The 14,687-nt window shown below is 32.8% G+C and carries 13 protein-coding genes; 6 read left to right on the forward strand and 7 right to left on the reverse strand.

Going from position 1 to position 14,687, the window contains the following annotated elements; all coding sequences use genetic code 11:
* Positions 1 to 51: 51 nt before the first annotated feature.
* On the reverse strand, positions 52 to 1,122 hold the full coding sequence (locus tag FDY99_RS12405) for a DUF4407 domain-containing protein (RefSeq protein WP_139421861.1): 1,071 nt from the start codon (positions 1,120 to 1,122) through the stop codon (positions 52 to 54).
* 212 nt (positions 1,123 to 1,334) lie between these two features.
* On the opposite strand from FDY99_RS12405, the gene FDY99_RS12410 reads away from it, so the two are divergent.
* The gene (locus FDY99_RS12410; RefSeq protein ID WP_139421863.1) at positions 1,335 to 3,224 is read left to right on the forward strand and encodes a zinc-dependent metalloprotease; all 1,890 of its coding nucleotides are present in this window, start codon (positions 1,335 to 1,337) and stop codon (positions 3,222 to 3,224) included.
* A 279-nt stretch (positions 3,225 to 3,503) separates the two neighbouring features.
* Positions 3,504 to 3,725, forward strand: coding sequence for a hypothetical protein (locus FDY99_RS12415; RefSeq protein WP_139421865.1), 222 nt, complete (start codon positions 3,504 to 3,506; stop codon positions 3,723 to 3,725).
* Here FDY99_RS12415 and ruvC read toward each other — a convergent pair whose 3' ends face one another.
* Together ruvC and FDY99_RS12425 are read right to left on the reverse strand one after the other, a co-directional pair.
* A complete protein-coding gene (ruvC, locus tag FDY99_RS12420) occupies positions 3,726 to 4,283 on the reverse strand; it encodes a crossover junction endodeoxyribonuclease RuvC (protein WP_139421867.1) in 558 nt (185 codons plus the stop codon).
* Positions 4,284 to 4,317: 34 nt separating this feature from the next.
* The gene (locus FDY99_RS12425; protein ID WP_139421869.1) at positions 4,318 to 4,851 is read right to left on the reverse strand and encodes a 2'-5' RNA ligase family protein; all 534 of its coding nucleotides are present in this window, start codon (positions 4,849 to 4,851) and stop codon (positions 4,318 to 4,320) included.
* A gap of 90 nt (positions 4,852 to 4,941) precedes the next feature.
* Here FDY99_RS12425 and FDY99_RS12430 point away from each other — a divergent pair, with 90 nt between their 5' ends.
* The 3 genes from FDY99_RS12430 to FDY99_RS12440 are packed head-to-tail and all read left to right on the forward strand — an operon-like array spanning position 4,942 to position 6,588.
* On the forward strand, positions 4,942 to 5,265 hold the full coding sequence (locus FDY99_RS12430) for a PadR family transcriptional regulator (protein WP_102980036.1): 324 nt from the start codon (positions 4,942 to 4,944) through the stop codon (positions 5,263 to 5,265).
* 4 nt (positions 5,266 to 5,269) lie between these two features.
* Positions 5,270 to 5,887 carry a hypothetical protein gene (locus FDY99_RS12435; RefSeq protein ID WP_139421871.1) on the forward strand — a complete coding sequence of 206 codons (618 nt, stop codon included), beginning with the start codon at positions 5,270 to 5,272 and terminating at the stop codon, positions 5,885 to 5,887.
* A complete protein-coding gene (locus tag FDY99_RS12440) occupies positions 5,884 to 6,588 on the forward strand; it encodes a hypothetical protein (RefSeq protein ID WP_139421873.1) in 705 nt (234 codons plus the stop codon). Before FDY99_RS12435 ends, FDY99_RS12440 begins: the two co-directional genes overlap by 4 nt.
* On the opposite strand, the gene FDY99_RS12445 is transcribed toward FDY99_RS12440, so the two are convergent.
* Positions 6,581 to 7,672, reverse strand: coding sequence for a serine hydrolase domain-containing protein (locus tag FDY99_RS12445; RefSeq protein WP_139421875.1), 1,092 nt, complete (start codon positions 7,670 to 7,672; stop codon positions 6,581 to 6,583). The genes FDY99_RS12440 and FDY99_RS12445 overlap by 8 nt on opposite strands.
* 230 nt (positions 7,673 to 7,902) lie before the next feature.
* Between FDY99_RS12445 and FDY99_RS12450 the strand changes: the two genes are divergently transcribed.
* A complete protein-coding gene (locus FDY99_RS12450; protein WP_139421877.1) occupies positions 7,903 to 8,841 on the forward strand; it encodes a LamG domain-containing protein in 939 nt (312 codons plus the stop codon).
* Between the two features lie 51 nt (positions 8,842 to 8,892).
* On the opposite strand, the gene FDY99_RS12455 is transcribed toward FDY99_RS12450, so the two are convergent.
* The 3 genes from FDY99_RS12455 to FDY99_RS12465 form a co-directional block, all read right to left on the reverse strand.
* Positions 8,893 to 9,606 carry a Dph6-related ATP pyrophosphatase gene (locus tag FDY99_RS12455; protein WP_139421879.1) on the reverse strand — a complete coding sequence of 238 codons (714 nt, stop codon included), beginning with the start codon at positions 9,604 to 9,606 and terminating at the stop codon, positions 8,893 to 8,895.
* A gap of 29 nt (positions 9,607 to 9,635) precedes the next feature.
* Positions 9,636 to 10,967 (reverse strand): hypothetical protein, encoded by a 1,332-nt coding sequence (locus FDY99_RS12460; protein WP_139421881.1) that lies wholly within the window; start codon positions 10,965 to 10,967, stop codon positions 9,636 to 9,638.
* A gap of 113 nt (positions 10,968 to 11,080) precedes the next feature.
* Positions 11,081 to 14,428, reverse strand: coding sequence for a methylmalonyl-CoA mutase family protein (locus FDY99_RS12465; protein ID WP_139421883.1), 3,348 nt, complete (start codon positions 14,426 to 14,428; stop codon positions 11,081 to 11,083).
* Positions 14,429 to 14,687: the final 259 nt, after the last annotated feature.

Below are 14,687 nucleotides of genomic sequence, written 5' to 3' on the forward strand. Positions count from 1 at the left end.
CATTTGTTTGCGAGTTTTTTTGATTTTATACGAATTGTTATTATTAGGTCGTCAATTCTTTAATTGATCTTTAAAATCATAGATCCGAAAATCAGTCAATGCATTTCCTTTTTCAATTTTTTCTTTGGAATAGAGGCGGAAATCATTTTCCGTTTTCTCTAAAAGGTAATCATAAGGACCCACTGAAGAAATTAGTTTAATCAAAACAGGTGAAATTTCAAGAGTAATAAACAGTCCCATAATAAAAGCTGCTGCAGTGGCAATGATTGCTGAGTTTTTTCCTAATTCGTCCAGAGCTTGTAATCTTGCCGCAAATCCGTTGAATTTATCTTCAAACGTTTCTGTAGATTTTCTTTCTGTTTCAAGATTGGTGTAGACTTTAGAGATTTCTTTATCGAGATATTCTTGTCTTGCCGCTACCTGCTTTTTATAGTTTTCTAAATCCTGTCTGCGTTGTTCTTTTAATTCCTGCTTTCTTTTTGCATTAGAACCAAAACCGACTTTTCCACTGGTTAAATTGGTTTGCTTTCCTAAAATTTCTTTTTCAAGTTCAACAGAAGCAGAGTCATAAGACTTTTGATATTGGGCAATCTTGTCTGTAATTTGTTTTTTTTCAGTTTCAAAAGGACCGCTTTGCTGAAGAATTCTGCCGTTCATTTGTTTTTGCAGGTCTGTTTTGTTACGTTGAATAATTGTATTCAGCTGTTTGTTAACTTCCTTCTCAAAGATTTTCAGTTCTAAAGGTTTAGAAATAATAATTCCTAAAAATGTTGCTAAAATCAATCTTGGGATAGACATCAGAATCTGATTCCACCAAGATCCTGTTTTTTTGATAGACGAAACAATGTATCGATCCAGATTAAAAATCATTAAACCCCAAAGAATTCCAAAACCAATGGATGCCCAAATATCATCGAAAATAGTGAACATTGCATAGGCTGCAGATAGTGTTGCGAAAACTGCGGTGAAAAGAACAATTCCTCCAATTCCTGCGAATTTATTCCATTCACTTGGTGTTTTTCTCAAGATGTGAATGTTCCCTCCTGAACAAATCAAGAGAAACTTTTGGAACCAGTTTATCTTGTGATTCGTTTGATATATAGTTGCTTGTGCGTTTTTCATTGTTGAAAATTTATACAAAATTAGTATTAAAAAGCATACCATTGTTACAAATAGTAATATGTTTTACCAAGTAATTTTAAATTGATAATTGTAGAAAAGGTTTTAAAATGTGTTAAATTATAAACAGTATTTAAGTTTTTAATCTTTAATGTGTTGGAATTAATAATAAATTGATAGTTTTGCAATCGAATATTAAATAAAAATAAAAAGAAATGAAAAAATTCAGTACCCTATTAGTACTTATCTTTTTTATTAATGCATTCTCGCAGGACTTTCATAAAGATTGCGGTTTTGATAAAGTAATGAAAAAGTTGGATGACAGACATCCATGCTTAAAAAAATACAGAGAAGAAGGAGAGCAAAAGATTCTTGGAATGAATCAACAGGCTTTTCTAAATAAAGTAGGTGCTACAACTTCAAAGAATGCTCTTTATACGGGACAGATTTATGAAATCCCCGTAGTTGTTCATGTAATCGAATCTCAGGATCCTGCAAATGCTAACTTGGCAGTTACAGATCAGGAAATTATCAATTGGATAGCAAGAGCAAACAGTATGTATGCAACTACTTATGGTGGAAACTTTTATCCCGAAGCGACCGGTCCTACAGGAGGAAATGTGATACCATTTAAACTTGTTTTAGCGAAGAGATCACCAAGTTGTATGCCTACAACGGGTATTATACGATACAACGGAAGTACTCTTACTGATTATGACCAAAATGGAGTAACAGATACCGGAGCTACAGACACACAAATTAAAAATCAGTTAGCACCACACTGGCCAGAAAATTCATACTTTAACATTTATGTAGTAATTGGTTTCGATGGTGAGCAACAGTTGTCATATGGTCTTATGGGTTATGCTGCATTTCCAAGTTCATATGATTACGATTATGAAAGTTTTATGAAAGTGGCAACAATAAAGAATCAAAATGATACTACACTTACCCACGAATTAGGTCATGCTTTTGGACTTTATCATACTTTTCAAGGGGTTTCAGCTAATAGCCAGACAACATGTCCTGTGAATAACAATTGTGCTACAGATGGTGACAGAGTTTGTGATACATCTCCATCACGAAGTATGTATGGCGTTTCTGTTCCAAATAATAATGCAACCGATCCTTGTACCAGTCAGAACTATGACGGTACCCAGTATAACATTATGAATTATACCAATTCAAACCGTAAGTTTACTGCAGGGCAACGTGACAGAGCAATTTTGATGATGATGGAATACAGAAAGAATCTTATAAATTCTTTGGGCGGAAAAGATCCTGCGACGGTTATACCATCACCAGTTTCTGTAATTAATGCGCAATGTAACCCTTCAGGTATTGCAAATCCTACAAATAATAATTTTGCAACAGGACCTTATAAAGTGGTTTTTGGAGATATCAATAGTACTACCAACGGATATGATTCTGATGAAGCCAATCCTATCTATTATGCAGATTATGCCAATGCTACTTGTATAAGACCAGCTTACGCTACTGAAATACCTGCTCTCACAACAACTCCGTTAAAAATTACTTTTATGAACGGTTTTGGTCAATCAGAAAAATTCCGAGTAAAAGCATGGATTGATTATAACAATAATGGGACATTCGAAGATGAAGAATTAGTTACTAATTTTCTTTCTAATAATATAGCTTCACAGCAGAGTAGTACTTATACAGTAAATGTAACTCCTGCAATAACTGCGGTACAAAATACCTATTTAAGAGTAAGAATTGGAGTAGATGCAGCGACAAGAAACTCGGTGAATTTACCGGAATTTACATCATGTTCTGTATTACAATATGGTCAGATAGAAGATTATGCTGTTAAAATATTAGGGGCGTTATCTACTTCTGAGACAGTAAATAAATCTGATACCAAAATTGTCTACATCAAAGGAGAAAACAAACTTCAGCTTTTTGGTAACAAGAATTTAAAATTCGGGAATTATCAAATTTATGATATGAGTGGTAAACTGATACAGAAAGGGAATTCAGAGACCAATGAAGTTAGTATCAATCAACCATTAATTAAAGGTTCATATATCATTAATTATTCTGATGGTGATCAACAAGCTTCTAAGAAATTCTTAAATAACTAAACTCAATAAAAGCCCTTGAAAAAGGGCTTTTATTATTTCATTCTAAAATAATATGAAAAAATTATTCAGTGTTTTATTTTTCTGTGTGTTAATTATCAGTTGCCAATCACAGAAAATTGTTGAACGACAAAATGATGAAAACAACGCAAAAATTTCTCAGGAACATGGACGTTTGTACAAAAGAATTATAAAGAAGGTGGAGAAACAAAAGTTTTTGATCTTCATGAATGTATGAAACAGTATGAGCTTATTTTTAAAAGTCAAGATCAAAAAACAATAATGACGAAAACATTTGCTACAGGTAAAGACTGTAAAGTAAAAAGCAAAACGGACGATTTTTTGGTCACGATAACCGGTGGTTCTTTTTCGTATAGAGAAAATGACCTTAAAAAAGTAGAGCATTATAAAATCTATTCACAGAATAAATTTTCAATTATATACGGTGATATTATTAATGGAAATGTTACGGAAATTGAAGATTTCTATCAAAGGAAAAAATAATTATTTCAGTCGATCAGGATTTTGTTTTAGAAAACTATCCCATCCTGAATAAGATTTTGTATCTGCAATGGTTCCCGAATTAAAATGATGACAAACCGCAACTGCCAAACCATCGGAAGCATCCAAATATTTTGTAGGAAATTCTTTCAGGTTTAAAAGATTTTGTAGCATTCCTGCAACCTGTTCTTTACTGGCGTTCCCGTTTCCTGTGATTGCCATTTTTATTTTTTTTGGAGAATATTCTGTAATAGGAATATTTCGGTGCAGACTTGCCGCCATTGCAACGCCTTGTGCTCTTCCCAATTTCAACATCGACTGTACATTTTTGCCAAAGAAAGGAGCTTCGAGTGCAACTTCGTCCGGATGAAACTCGTCAATCAATGCTAATGTTTTATCGAAAATATATTTAAGCTTGGTTTCATGATTCGGGTATTTTTTTAAAATCAATTCATGAATGGAAATCATTTCCATTTTTCCTTTTTTGACCGATATCAAACCAAATCCCATAACGGCTGTTCCGGGGTCAATTCCTAAAATTATTTTCTCTGCTGAAACCATCTTGGCAAAGATACGGCTTTCTTTATTTTAGAATTCAATTATTATTCCGGGATAATTTCTTTTCATTAATAGAAACCCATTTTCCATCATGTCTTAACAGTGAAATCTTATCAACTAAAAAGTTCGTTTTATAAATTTTGTCTTGATAAGCTTCCCAAGCTTTTATAAAGTTTTCATAAGTAAGATCTCTATAACCGACAGTTACGTGAGGACTAAATGAATATTTTCCAAAACTAAATTTTTCTGTTACATTGTGATAAAGCTGTTTTAAATTTTCATTTTCTTCAGGTTTTATAAACAAAACAGGATTCTTAGGATTAGGAAAATTTCCAAAACCATTTAAACTAATTTCAAAAGGAGCGATGTTGGTATCAATTTTTTGAAAAGCGGTATGAATGTCTTCTTCCAGTTCTATTTCTCTTTCAAAAGGTGGAAATAAGGTAATATGTGCATCATTTTTCAAAGCTTTGGAATTCCCGAAATTTAAAGCTAAATCTTCTTTAAAAACTCTCACCTCATCAATGATTTTCTGATCAGGATAAATAGCAATGAAGTACATTTTTTTCATTCTGTAAATATAATATTTCTCTCGATTTTAAAATTAATTTTAATGCATAAGAAAATTATGCATAGATTTGTGAGGTATTAAATCTTCACGATGAAAAAAAACAGCCTTTACAAAGGGACGCTTCAGAATATCATTTTAAAACTGCTTTCAAAAGAAGTGAAAATGTATGGTTATCAAATTACGCAACGTGCAAAAGAATTAACGGAAGGCGAACTGGAAATGACGGAAGGAGCTTTGTATCCACTTTTACATAAATTGGAAGCAGATGGAATTATTAGGTCTGAAGTACAGGAGATCAACGGAAGAAGCCGAAAATATTATTTACTTACAGAGAAAGGTAAAAAGCAACAGGCTACTCAGGAAGATGAAATGAGAAGCTATTTATTTAATCTGAAAACCATTTTTGATATTTAAAATTATGATGACAAAAGAGAATCTTATAGAAATAGAAAAATATTTAAAAAGCAAAAATCTAAGTTCTGATGTATTTGCTGAGGTTTATGATCATTTTGTAATGCAGATTTCAGAATTAATAAACAAACAAGAAATCAGTTTTACAGAAGCATTTCTGCAGACGAAATTCAATTGGCAAAACGAGCTAAAAATGGTAAAAGCAGACCTGTTTTCTTTCAAAAGAATTGCAAAAATTGAGAAAAGTATTTTACAGGACAGATTTAAGAAAATGATGATGATCGCATTTGTGTTTTCTTTGATATTAGGAACCGTATTTTATTGTAATGAAAATGTTTACTTGGGCGTTCAGGGAACTTTAATTGTAATATATCTATTATTCCTCATGTATCATTTTATATTCAGAAAAATGAGCTTTTCAGAATACAGAAAAATGTCTTTTCATCCATTGTTGTTGAGGAATGTATTATTGATGTTAATTATCCTTTCTGTAAATACGATGTTTTTTACAACTGAAAATTTATGGAGTTTTCCTTTCAATCATATGGCAGTAACTTTTTCAGTGGTGCTTCAGATTCAATTGCTTTATTTCAGAGCTAAAAAAATAAATGTTTTACTGGCATGACGATAGAACAAAAAAACAAAATAAGAGAATATCTTTTATCAAAGAAACTTCCTGTCGATTTACTGATGGAGGTGGAAGATCATTTTATAAGCCAAATTAATGAAGTTCAGGCTGAAAAGAACTTATCTTTTGACGATGCTTTTAATGTCGCAATCATTTCTTGGTATGATGATTTGAAATTATCTTGGGACGGGAATTGGAGTTTAGAAGATACTTCTGTATTAATTAAAAAATCGACGAGACAAAAATTATATCCTATTTTAAAGAAATCTTTTGTTGTCGCTGTGCTTTGCCAAGCTGTGATGATTTTATTTTATAGTACAGTTCCTTTTAATATCTTTAGAATTAGTTTCGGTATTTTAATTTTATTAATCATGGTTTTTCCGTTGATTATTTATATTAAAGAAAAGAAATATTTTGACCTTCCAAAAAAATATAAAAATATTCGTCTTTCTGCGTATCAGGATTTGGTAACGGTATTTTTTATTCTGCCGATGTCTTCAGGTTGGCTCTTCCGGTTTGTATTTGAGATGAATGAAGGTTTTTTAGATTTAAACTTTATGAAAGGAATTGTGGTCAATTTCTTATTTGCCTTCTTTTTCTTTGTTGAAGCGACGATAATTATTGCTCAACAAAAATATCTGGAGATGATTAAAAACATCGTTCCGTATTTGCAGGAGAATTTTAAAGTTTCTAATTGATATTTTCCAAAATATCTGCAATTTCTTTGATCTTTAGATGAGGTTTGAAAGCTGCAGATTTACCTTTTTCTTCATCGGCAATATTAGAAAGAATAATGACCGAAGTTTTGGTTTCAGGATAATAAATATTGAGAGAAGGCGCACCTTTTACATAACCACTGTGAAAATAAGAAACAGGCTTGTTGTCATTCATCATAATTCCCAATCCGTAACCCATCGTTCCAAAAATTTGATGATGTCTTTCTGTACTTTTAGAAGTAAATTTTTTCAACGTTTCAGATTGAATAATCTTTCCCGCATATAAAGCGTTGTTCCAAATATGCAAATCATTGATGGTTGATAAAACTCCGCCTGCAGGAACTCCGATTTCTTTATTGCTCAGTCTTTTCGGCATATTTTCTACCTTTTTCTGAGTTTTTGAATTCCCCACATAGGTCTGTGCAAAATTTTCTCCTTTAAAAGTTGTTCCTGTTGATGAGCTTTTCATTCCTGTTTTTTTCAATAATTCCTGTATATTTTCATCAAAAGATTTACCGGAAACTGTTTCTACGATTTTGCCTAAAGCATTGAAACCATCATTTGAATAATTAAATCCTGAACCGCTTTTAAACAATAGTTTTTCTCCAAAATTATTTAAACCCGAACTGTGATTTAGAAGCTGTTGAATGGTAATGTTTTCATATTCTTTTTTCTGAAAATCTTTAATGTATTTTGAAGCTTTATCGTTGAGGTCGAGTTTTCCTTGCTCCATTTGAAGGAGGATAAGAACAGAAGTAAATTGTTTGCTGATTGATGCAATAGAAAAAACCGTAGAATCGTTGATCTCTGTTTTATTTTCAAAATTTGAAAAGCCATTATTTCTGCGGTATAACTCAGTATTATCTTTAAAAATAGCAACACTACCGTTAAAGCTGTATCGATTAAAAACAGAATCAATTTGTGTTTTATATAATTTTTCTTGAAATATTACAACGGCAGAATCTGCAATTGCTTTTCTACTAACAGGTTTTTGTACCGGTTCTGTTTTCTGACATGAAAAGAGTAAAAGAGAAAGTATAGAAAGCAGCAAGGTTTTTTTCAGCATGAAGTTGGTTTTTTACTAAAAATAATAAAAAATCTTGTAAAGGTGAAATCATTTACTAATCAAATTTTAGATATATTTTTCTTATATTCAATTATTTTGTTTTTGTAAAAATCCTCTTTTTGTGATATTTTAGTATTGATAATTTAATAATATTTCATTTATTTTAAATTAAAAATATAATTATGTTGATTTAATTGTTAAATTAGCGCTACTAATTATCCAATATTCCTATGAAAAACAAAATCTATCTTTTACTTTTGATGGCTACATTCTCTATAGCCCAATCTCAAACTCCTGAACTTTTATACTATAAATTTGAAGGAACTGCATCCAATATTTCGAATCTTGCAACCAGTCCGCCTACAGGAACGCAGATAGGCGAAATTGTGGGGAATTTAACTTTAGGAAGCAATACAAATTGCTTAGGTAATGGTTTGGTAGGCAGTGGCTCTACTGGAGGCTCAAATTATTTTAATACTAAATGGAATCTCGCTTTAAGTGGATCTTGGACGATACATTTAAAATTTAATAATTACACCAGCAATGTAACCACAGTATATTACCTGTTGGGAGATGCTATAACAGGTGGAAATTCTTTCCGCATGTTTACAAACGGTGCTCCGGGTACAGGAGGTGTGAGGTTAACCGCTAACGGAATGTCTAATGTGGATGTTCCCGGGGTTTTTTCTACGACGTCGTCGCTTGTAGATTTAATATTTGTTTACGACAGCAGTTTACAAAATATAAAAGCTTATGTAAATGGGGTTCTTAAAACAACAGCGGCCCAATCAGCTCCTTTGGTTTTTAATGGCGCATTATTTAAACTTGGCACATATGCTACTAATACTGGTATGAAAGCCGGGATGACAATGGATGAGTTTGGTCTCTTCAACAGAGCGATTACCGATGCGGAAATTGCTTCTCTCAATAACTTCTGTTCTGCATTGAGTACCGATGAGGTGATAAAAAATAACAATTCTAAGATTGCAGTAAAAGCAGGAAATCTGATATTAAGTAAAGGAAATTTCGGAAAATACAGTATTTATGATTATTCGGGAAGAGAAATCCTGTCGGGTGATGAATCTTCTAATGCAATTAATCTAAAATCGATACAAAAAGGAGTTTATATTATCAAATACGGCAATATATCAACTCGATTTAAATATTAAAATAAAAACTAAAGCCTCTTAAAATAAAAGTTTAAGAGGCTTTTTTATTGACTATTTTGTTGAAATCAAATCGCAAAACCAAAATGCATATTCTCCATCTTCTTCGTTTTCATCAGACTTTGGTTTAGGATAAGTTTTCTTTACAATCTCTCCAATTTCAAATTGAATTGGATTGTTGAAAATAGGTCCGTCAAAAGTGAAAGTATGGAATTCTCCATTTTCTCCACAAGGATCGACATTCTTGGGTAAATCTTTAATGAAATTCTGATCAATAATTCTTCCTGCAAAACTCTTATCGAGATAAGTTTCGTTAACGCAGGTTACAATGGTTTTAAAGCCTAAACTTAAAAACTCGTTGATGAGCTCGGTAGTGTTTTGTTTCCATAGCGGGAAAACACCTTCCATTCCGATAGATTGTAATTGGTCTTCTCTGTACTTCCTTAAATCTTCCAGAAAAATATCTCCGAAAATAGAATGAGTAACACCTTGAGATTTTATTTCATTCATGGTTGTAGACATGATCTCGCTGTATTCTTCCATCGAAGGTTCTTTCGGGATTTCCATTTTTACTAATGGAAAACCTAAACTTTCAGTTTGTTTTTTCAATAACGAAATATGAACGCCGTGCATAGAAATCCTTTGGAATTCTTTATTGATACTCGTCAGTAGAGTAGTAACTTCAAATTGTTCTTCTTTTAAAATTTTATATAAAGCAAGCGCAGAATCTTTTCCGCTGCTCCAGTTGAATAGGGCTTTTGGTTTCATATTTAAGAAGGATAATTCAAGTTAAAATATTACTTTAAATTTTTAAAAGTCTCATAGAATTTTTGCTGTTCAAGGATTTCATTTTTGAATTTTTCGGCAGCATCCAAATCTATTTTTTTAAGCGGAATACTTTCCTTAAAATCAGAATAATTAATTTCTCTTCTGTATTTTATATAAGCGTCCTCTTTTACATCTTCATTCAGATATTCTTTAGGAATGTATGTATGTTCTTTAACAAGTTTTTCAATCCAATTTTTATGGTTGTCAAATATATATTTATAGCTGAGATAGTTTTTTTCGGATTTGTTTTTAACATTTTCCTTCAAAAGAATATTTCCCATGTCATCGGAAGTTACTATTGTATGATCTCTCTGTTCATCAGGATCTACTTGTACTCCCATAGCTTGATAGCTTTTTAAAGTTTTATGCTCGTTAATAGATTCTATTTTATTTTTTGCCAGATAATTGTTTTTCTTTGTAGTGATGTATATTTCAGGTTTTGTAGCTTCCACATATTCTATGAGATTACCATATTGGTCATATTGGAAAGTTTCAGTTTGGCTGCTTCCGTCTGTTGTTGCAACAGACTGTATTTTTGTAACCTTCGCAGGAAATTTACTGTTCTCATAGTAGTAATTTTCTTCGGAAGTAATTTCACGTCCTCTTGCTAAGACATTTTGAGAATAATTTTCTTCCTTAACTAATCTTTTTTTAGAATCAAAAGTTAATTTACTTTTATTAAAGTAGTAATTGGCGAATTTTTCTAATAGGTTTTTCTGAACAATAATATTTCCGTTTTCAAAAGAATATTTATACTCTGTATAATGCCATAATTCAAAGCCTTCTGGCTTTTTTTTGTATTTATATTCGCTTATTAAATTGCCGTTACCGTCGTATTTATATTCAGTAATCTCATTTTTTTCTTCCTTCATGATATTGTCAAATTCGTGTCTGATATAGAAATTGACAAGATTTTTGCTATTGTAAATGACGATAAATTTACTTTTACGGTTCACATTTTCATAAGAGCTTAATTTGCCTGATTTTGTGAAAAACACTTCAGAAAGAAGATGTTCCGGATAGTCTGAATAAACAGATTTTCCTTTTTCGTCAATTATGTTTTCATAAATTTTTGCAGAAGCTATCGGAGTATGAAAACTGAATTCTTTTTGTTCATTATCTGAAGTGTAAAAAGAATTAAGCAAGAAATTTTCACTCAGCATACTGTCAAGCTTTGCTGGAGGAATATATCCCTTGAAAGAAGTTTCTTCTGTTTCAGAGGCGATGTCATTATTTTTTTTTCGCTGGCAGGAAAACAATGTCATTAGGGAAACTGACAAAAAAAGTAAAATTCTAAACATTTAGTTTTTAATTAAGTATCAAAACTACAAAAAAACCTCAAAGAAAATTCCTTGAGGTTTACTTTATAATTATTAAAACAGTTAGTAGTCAATAATTGGCTACGGCCCTGCCGTTACATATTTCTTCTGTATTTACCACCTACTTCAAACAAAGCGTTGGTAATTTGTCCAAGAGAACAATATTTCACGGCATCCATCATTACGGCAAATAAGTTTTGCTGATTGATTGCTGCGTGTTGTAAAGTTTTTAAAGCTTCTTCAGATTTGTCTTCATTAGATTTTTGGAAATTATGAAGGGTTTCAATTTGAACCTGCTTTTCTTCCTCGGTCGAACGGATAACTTCTCCCGGACGAACTGTTGGCGAACCGTCTTTTCCTAAGAAAGTATTTACTCCGATAATCGGATATTCTCCCGTATGTTTCAACCATTCGTAATGCATCGATTCTTCCTGAATTTTTGAACGTTGGTACATCGTTTCCATTGCACCCAAAACACCACCTCTTTCAGTAATTCTGTCGAATTCTGCATAAACGGCTTCTTCAACTAAATCTGTTAATTCTTCAATAATAAATGAACCTTGAAGCGGATTTTCGTTTTTCGCTAATCCTAATTCTTTATTGATAATCAACTGAATCGCCATCGCTCTTCTTACAGACTGCTCAGTCGGAGTTGTAATCGCCTCGTCATAAGCATTCGTGTGCAGTGAATTACAGTTGTCATAGATTGCGTAAAGCGCCTGTAAAGTTGTTCTGATATCGTTGAAATCAATTTCCTGAGCGTGAAGCGAACGTCCTGAAGTTTGGATGTGATATTTCAACATTTGGCTTCTTTCGTCGGCTCCGTATTTTAATTTCATTGCTTTTGCCCAGATTCTTCTTGCTACACGTCCGATCACTGAATATTCAGGGTCGATACCGTTGGAGAAGAAGAATGATAAGTTCGGTGCAAAATCATTGATGTTCATCCCTCTTGATAAATAATATTCCACATAAGTGAAACCATTTGCTAAGGTAAATGCCAACTGAGAAACCGGATTTGCGCCTGCTTCTGCAATGTGATAACCGGAAATTGAAACAGAGTAGAAGTTTCTCACTTTTTCTGTGATGAAATATTCCTGAACGTCACCCATCAATCTCAAGGCAAATTCTGTAGAGAAAATACAAGTATTCTGAGCCTGGTCTTCTTTTAAAATATCAGCCTGAACGGTTCCACGAACGGTTGCAATGGTTTTAGCTTTAATTTCAGCGTAAGCTTTCGCAGGAATTACTTCGTCTCCGGTAAGTCCTAATAATTTTAATCCTAAACCATTGTTTGATGGTGGTAATTCGCCGTTATATTTTGGTCTTTCTAAACCTTTGTCGTCGAATTTTGCTTTTAAAGCCTTCTCAACATTAGCTTCAAGCTTATGTTCAGCAATATATTTTTCAACATTTTGATCAATTGCAGCATTCATAAAGAAAGCCAATAACATCGGAGCTGGTCCGTTAATCGTCATTGAAACCGAAGTCATCGCATTCACCAAATCAAATCCGGAATACAATTTTTTAGCATCATCTAATGTTGCGATTGAAACTCCCGCATTTCCGATTTTACCATAAATATCTGGTGGTAAAGCAGGGTCTTGTCCGTATAAAGTTACAGAGTCAAACGCTGTAGATAAACGTTTTGCATCCATTTCCGCAGAAACGTAGTGGAATCTTCTGTTGGTTCTTTCAGGACCTCCTTCTCCGGCGAACATTCTTGTTGGATCTTCTCCTGTTCTTTTGAAAGGATAAATTCCGGCTGTATAAGGAAATCCTCCCGGAAGATTTTCCTGACCTTTCCATTTGATCAAATCGCCCCAATCGGTGTATTTTGGTAAAGCAATTTTTGGAATTCTTAAGTGAGATAAAGATTCTGTTGAGGTCTCCACTTTAATTTCTTTTCCTCTTACAAAATAGGAATAAAACTCAGCTTTAAAAGCCTCTTTCGTATCATCCCAGGTTTTGAGGAAGTCGATATTTTCCTGCTGAAGGTCTTTTTCAGCCTTTTGATATTCTGCATCTAAAGTTTCATTAGAAAGGAAATTTCTCACCCCTTCAATATGATACATTTTTCTTGCTAATTCTGCTTGTTTTTCAATATTAGCATCGTATTGTCTGTTGTTTTCAACAATTTCAGAAAGATAACGTACTCTTTTTGGAGGAATAATCGTTACTTCATCTGTGATTTCCTGTTCAACAAAACCTTGTAAGTTTAAATCGGAATACTTTTCATTAACTTTTTCAACTAATCTATTGTATAATTCCGTTGTTCCGTGGTCGTTGAACTGAGATGCTTTTGTTGCATACACAGGCATGTCATCCAACGGACTTTCCCATAATAAATGGTTTCTCTGGAACTGTTTTCTTACCGCCTGAAGCGCATCCAAAGCGCCTCTTTTATCAGATTTATTTAAGGCAACTAAATCTGCATAATCTAACATATCGATTTTTTCCAACTGTGTAGAAGCTCCATATTCAGGAGTCATCACATACATTGAAACATCAGCAAAATCAGAAACTTCTGAACCAGATTGTCCGATACCCGAAGTTTCAAGAATAATTACATCAGGATAAGCCAATTTCAAAACATTCAAAGCCGAATGGATGAACGGAGAAACGGAAACGTTGTTTTCCCTCGTCGCCATAGAACGCATATAAACTCTTGGGTCATTAATTGCATTCATACGAATTCTGTCGCCCAAAAGAGCACCTCCGGTTTTCTTTTTCGAAGGGTCAATCGAAATGATCGCAATTTTTTTATCTGGATTTGAACGGATAAAACGTCTTACCAATTCGTCTGTCAACGAAGATTTTCCGGCTCCACCAGTACCTGTAATACCGATGATCGGAATATTTAAGTCTTTTGATTTTTCGTCAATTGCTTTTACTAATTCAGGTTTTTCTTCTGAGAAGTTTTCAACTGCGGAAATGATTTTAGCTATGCTTGTAGAATTTTCAAAACTAATTGAATCTAAATCTTCTGCAGTTACTTCTTTTCCTGTTGCAAAGTCTGATCTTTTCACCAAATCATCGATCATTCCCTGAAGACCAAGTTCACGACCGTCGTCCGGAGAATAAATTCTGTCGATTCCGTAAGACATGATATCTTCGATTTCTTCAGGCAGGATTACACCGCCACCGCCACCAAAAATTTTGATTTGCGGAGAGTTTTTCTCTCTTAAAAGGTCATAGATATATTTAAAATATTCGTTGTGGCCACCTTGATAAGAGGTCAGTGCAATTGCGTTAGCATCTTCCTGAATCGCTGTATTTACAACTTCTTCTGCAGATTTGTCGTGACCAAGGTGGATTACTTCGCATCCCGTTCCCTGAATTACACGACGCATGATATTGATTGCAGCATCGTGCCCGTCGAATAACGACGCAGCTGTTACAATTCTTACTTTATTTGTTGGAGTATATTTTTGGGTTTCCATAAAAAATCTAGAAATTTCTGAATTCCAAATATAACAATAAATTAAAAACCGATAATCTATAATTAATTGGTTGGTTTTTAAATGATTAATCTGTTTTTAGTGTTGTGGTTTTTTCCAACTTAACAAACATTCGTTCTGTTGTTTAGATATTTATATATTAAATATTTGGTTCAAATGTTTTATTAAATATTTGTTTTAGAATAATATAAGCTTTAACGATATGTTTAAAATGATTGCAAAATTTAATTCTTTATTTTTG

The sequence above is a fragment of the Chryseobacterium mulctrae genome (assembly GCF_006175945.1).
Taxonomy (GTDB): Bacteria; Bacteroidota; Bacteroidia; order Flavobacteriales; family Weeksellaceae; genus Chryseobacterium; species Chryseobacterium mulctrae.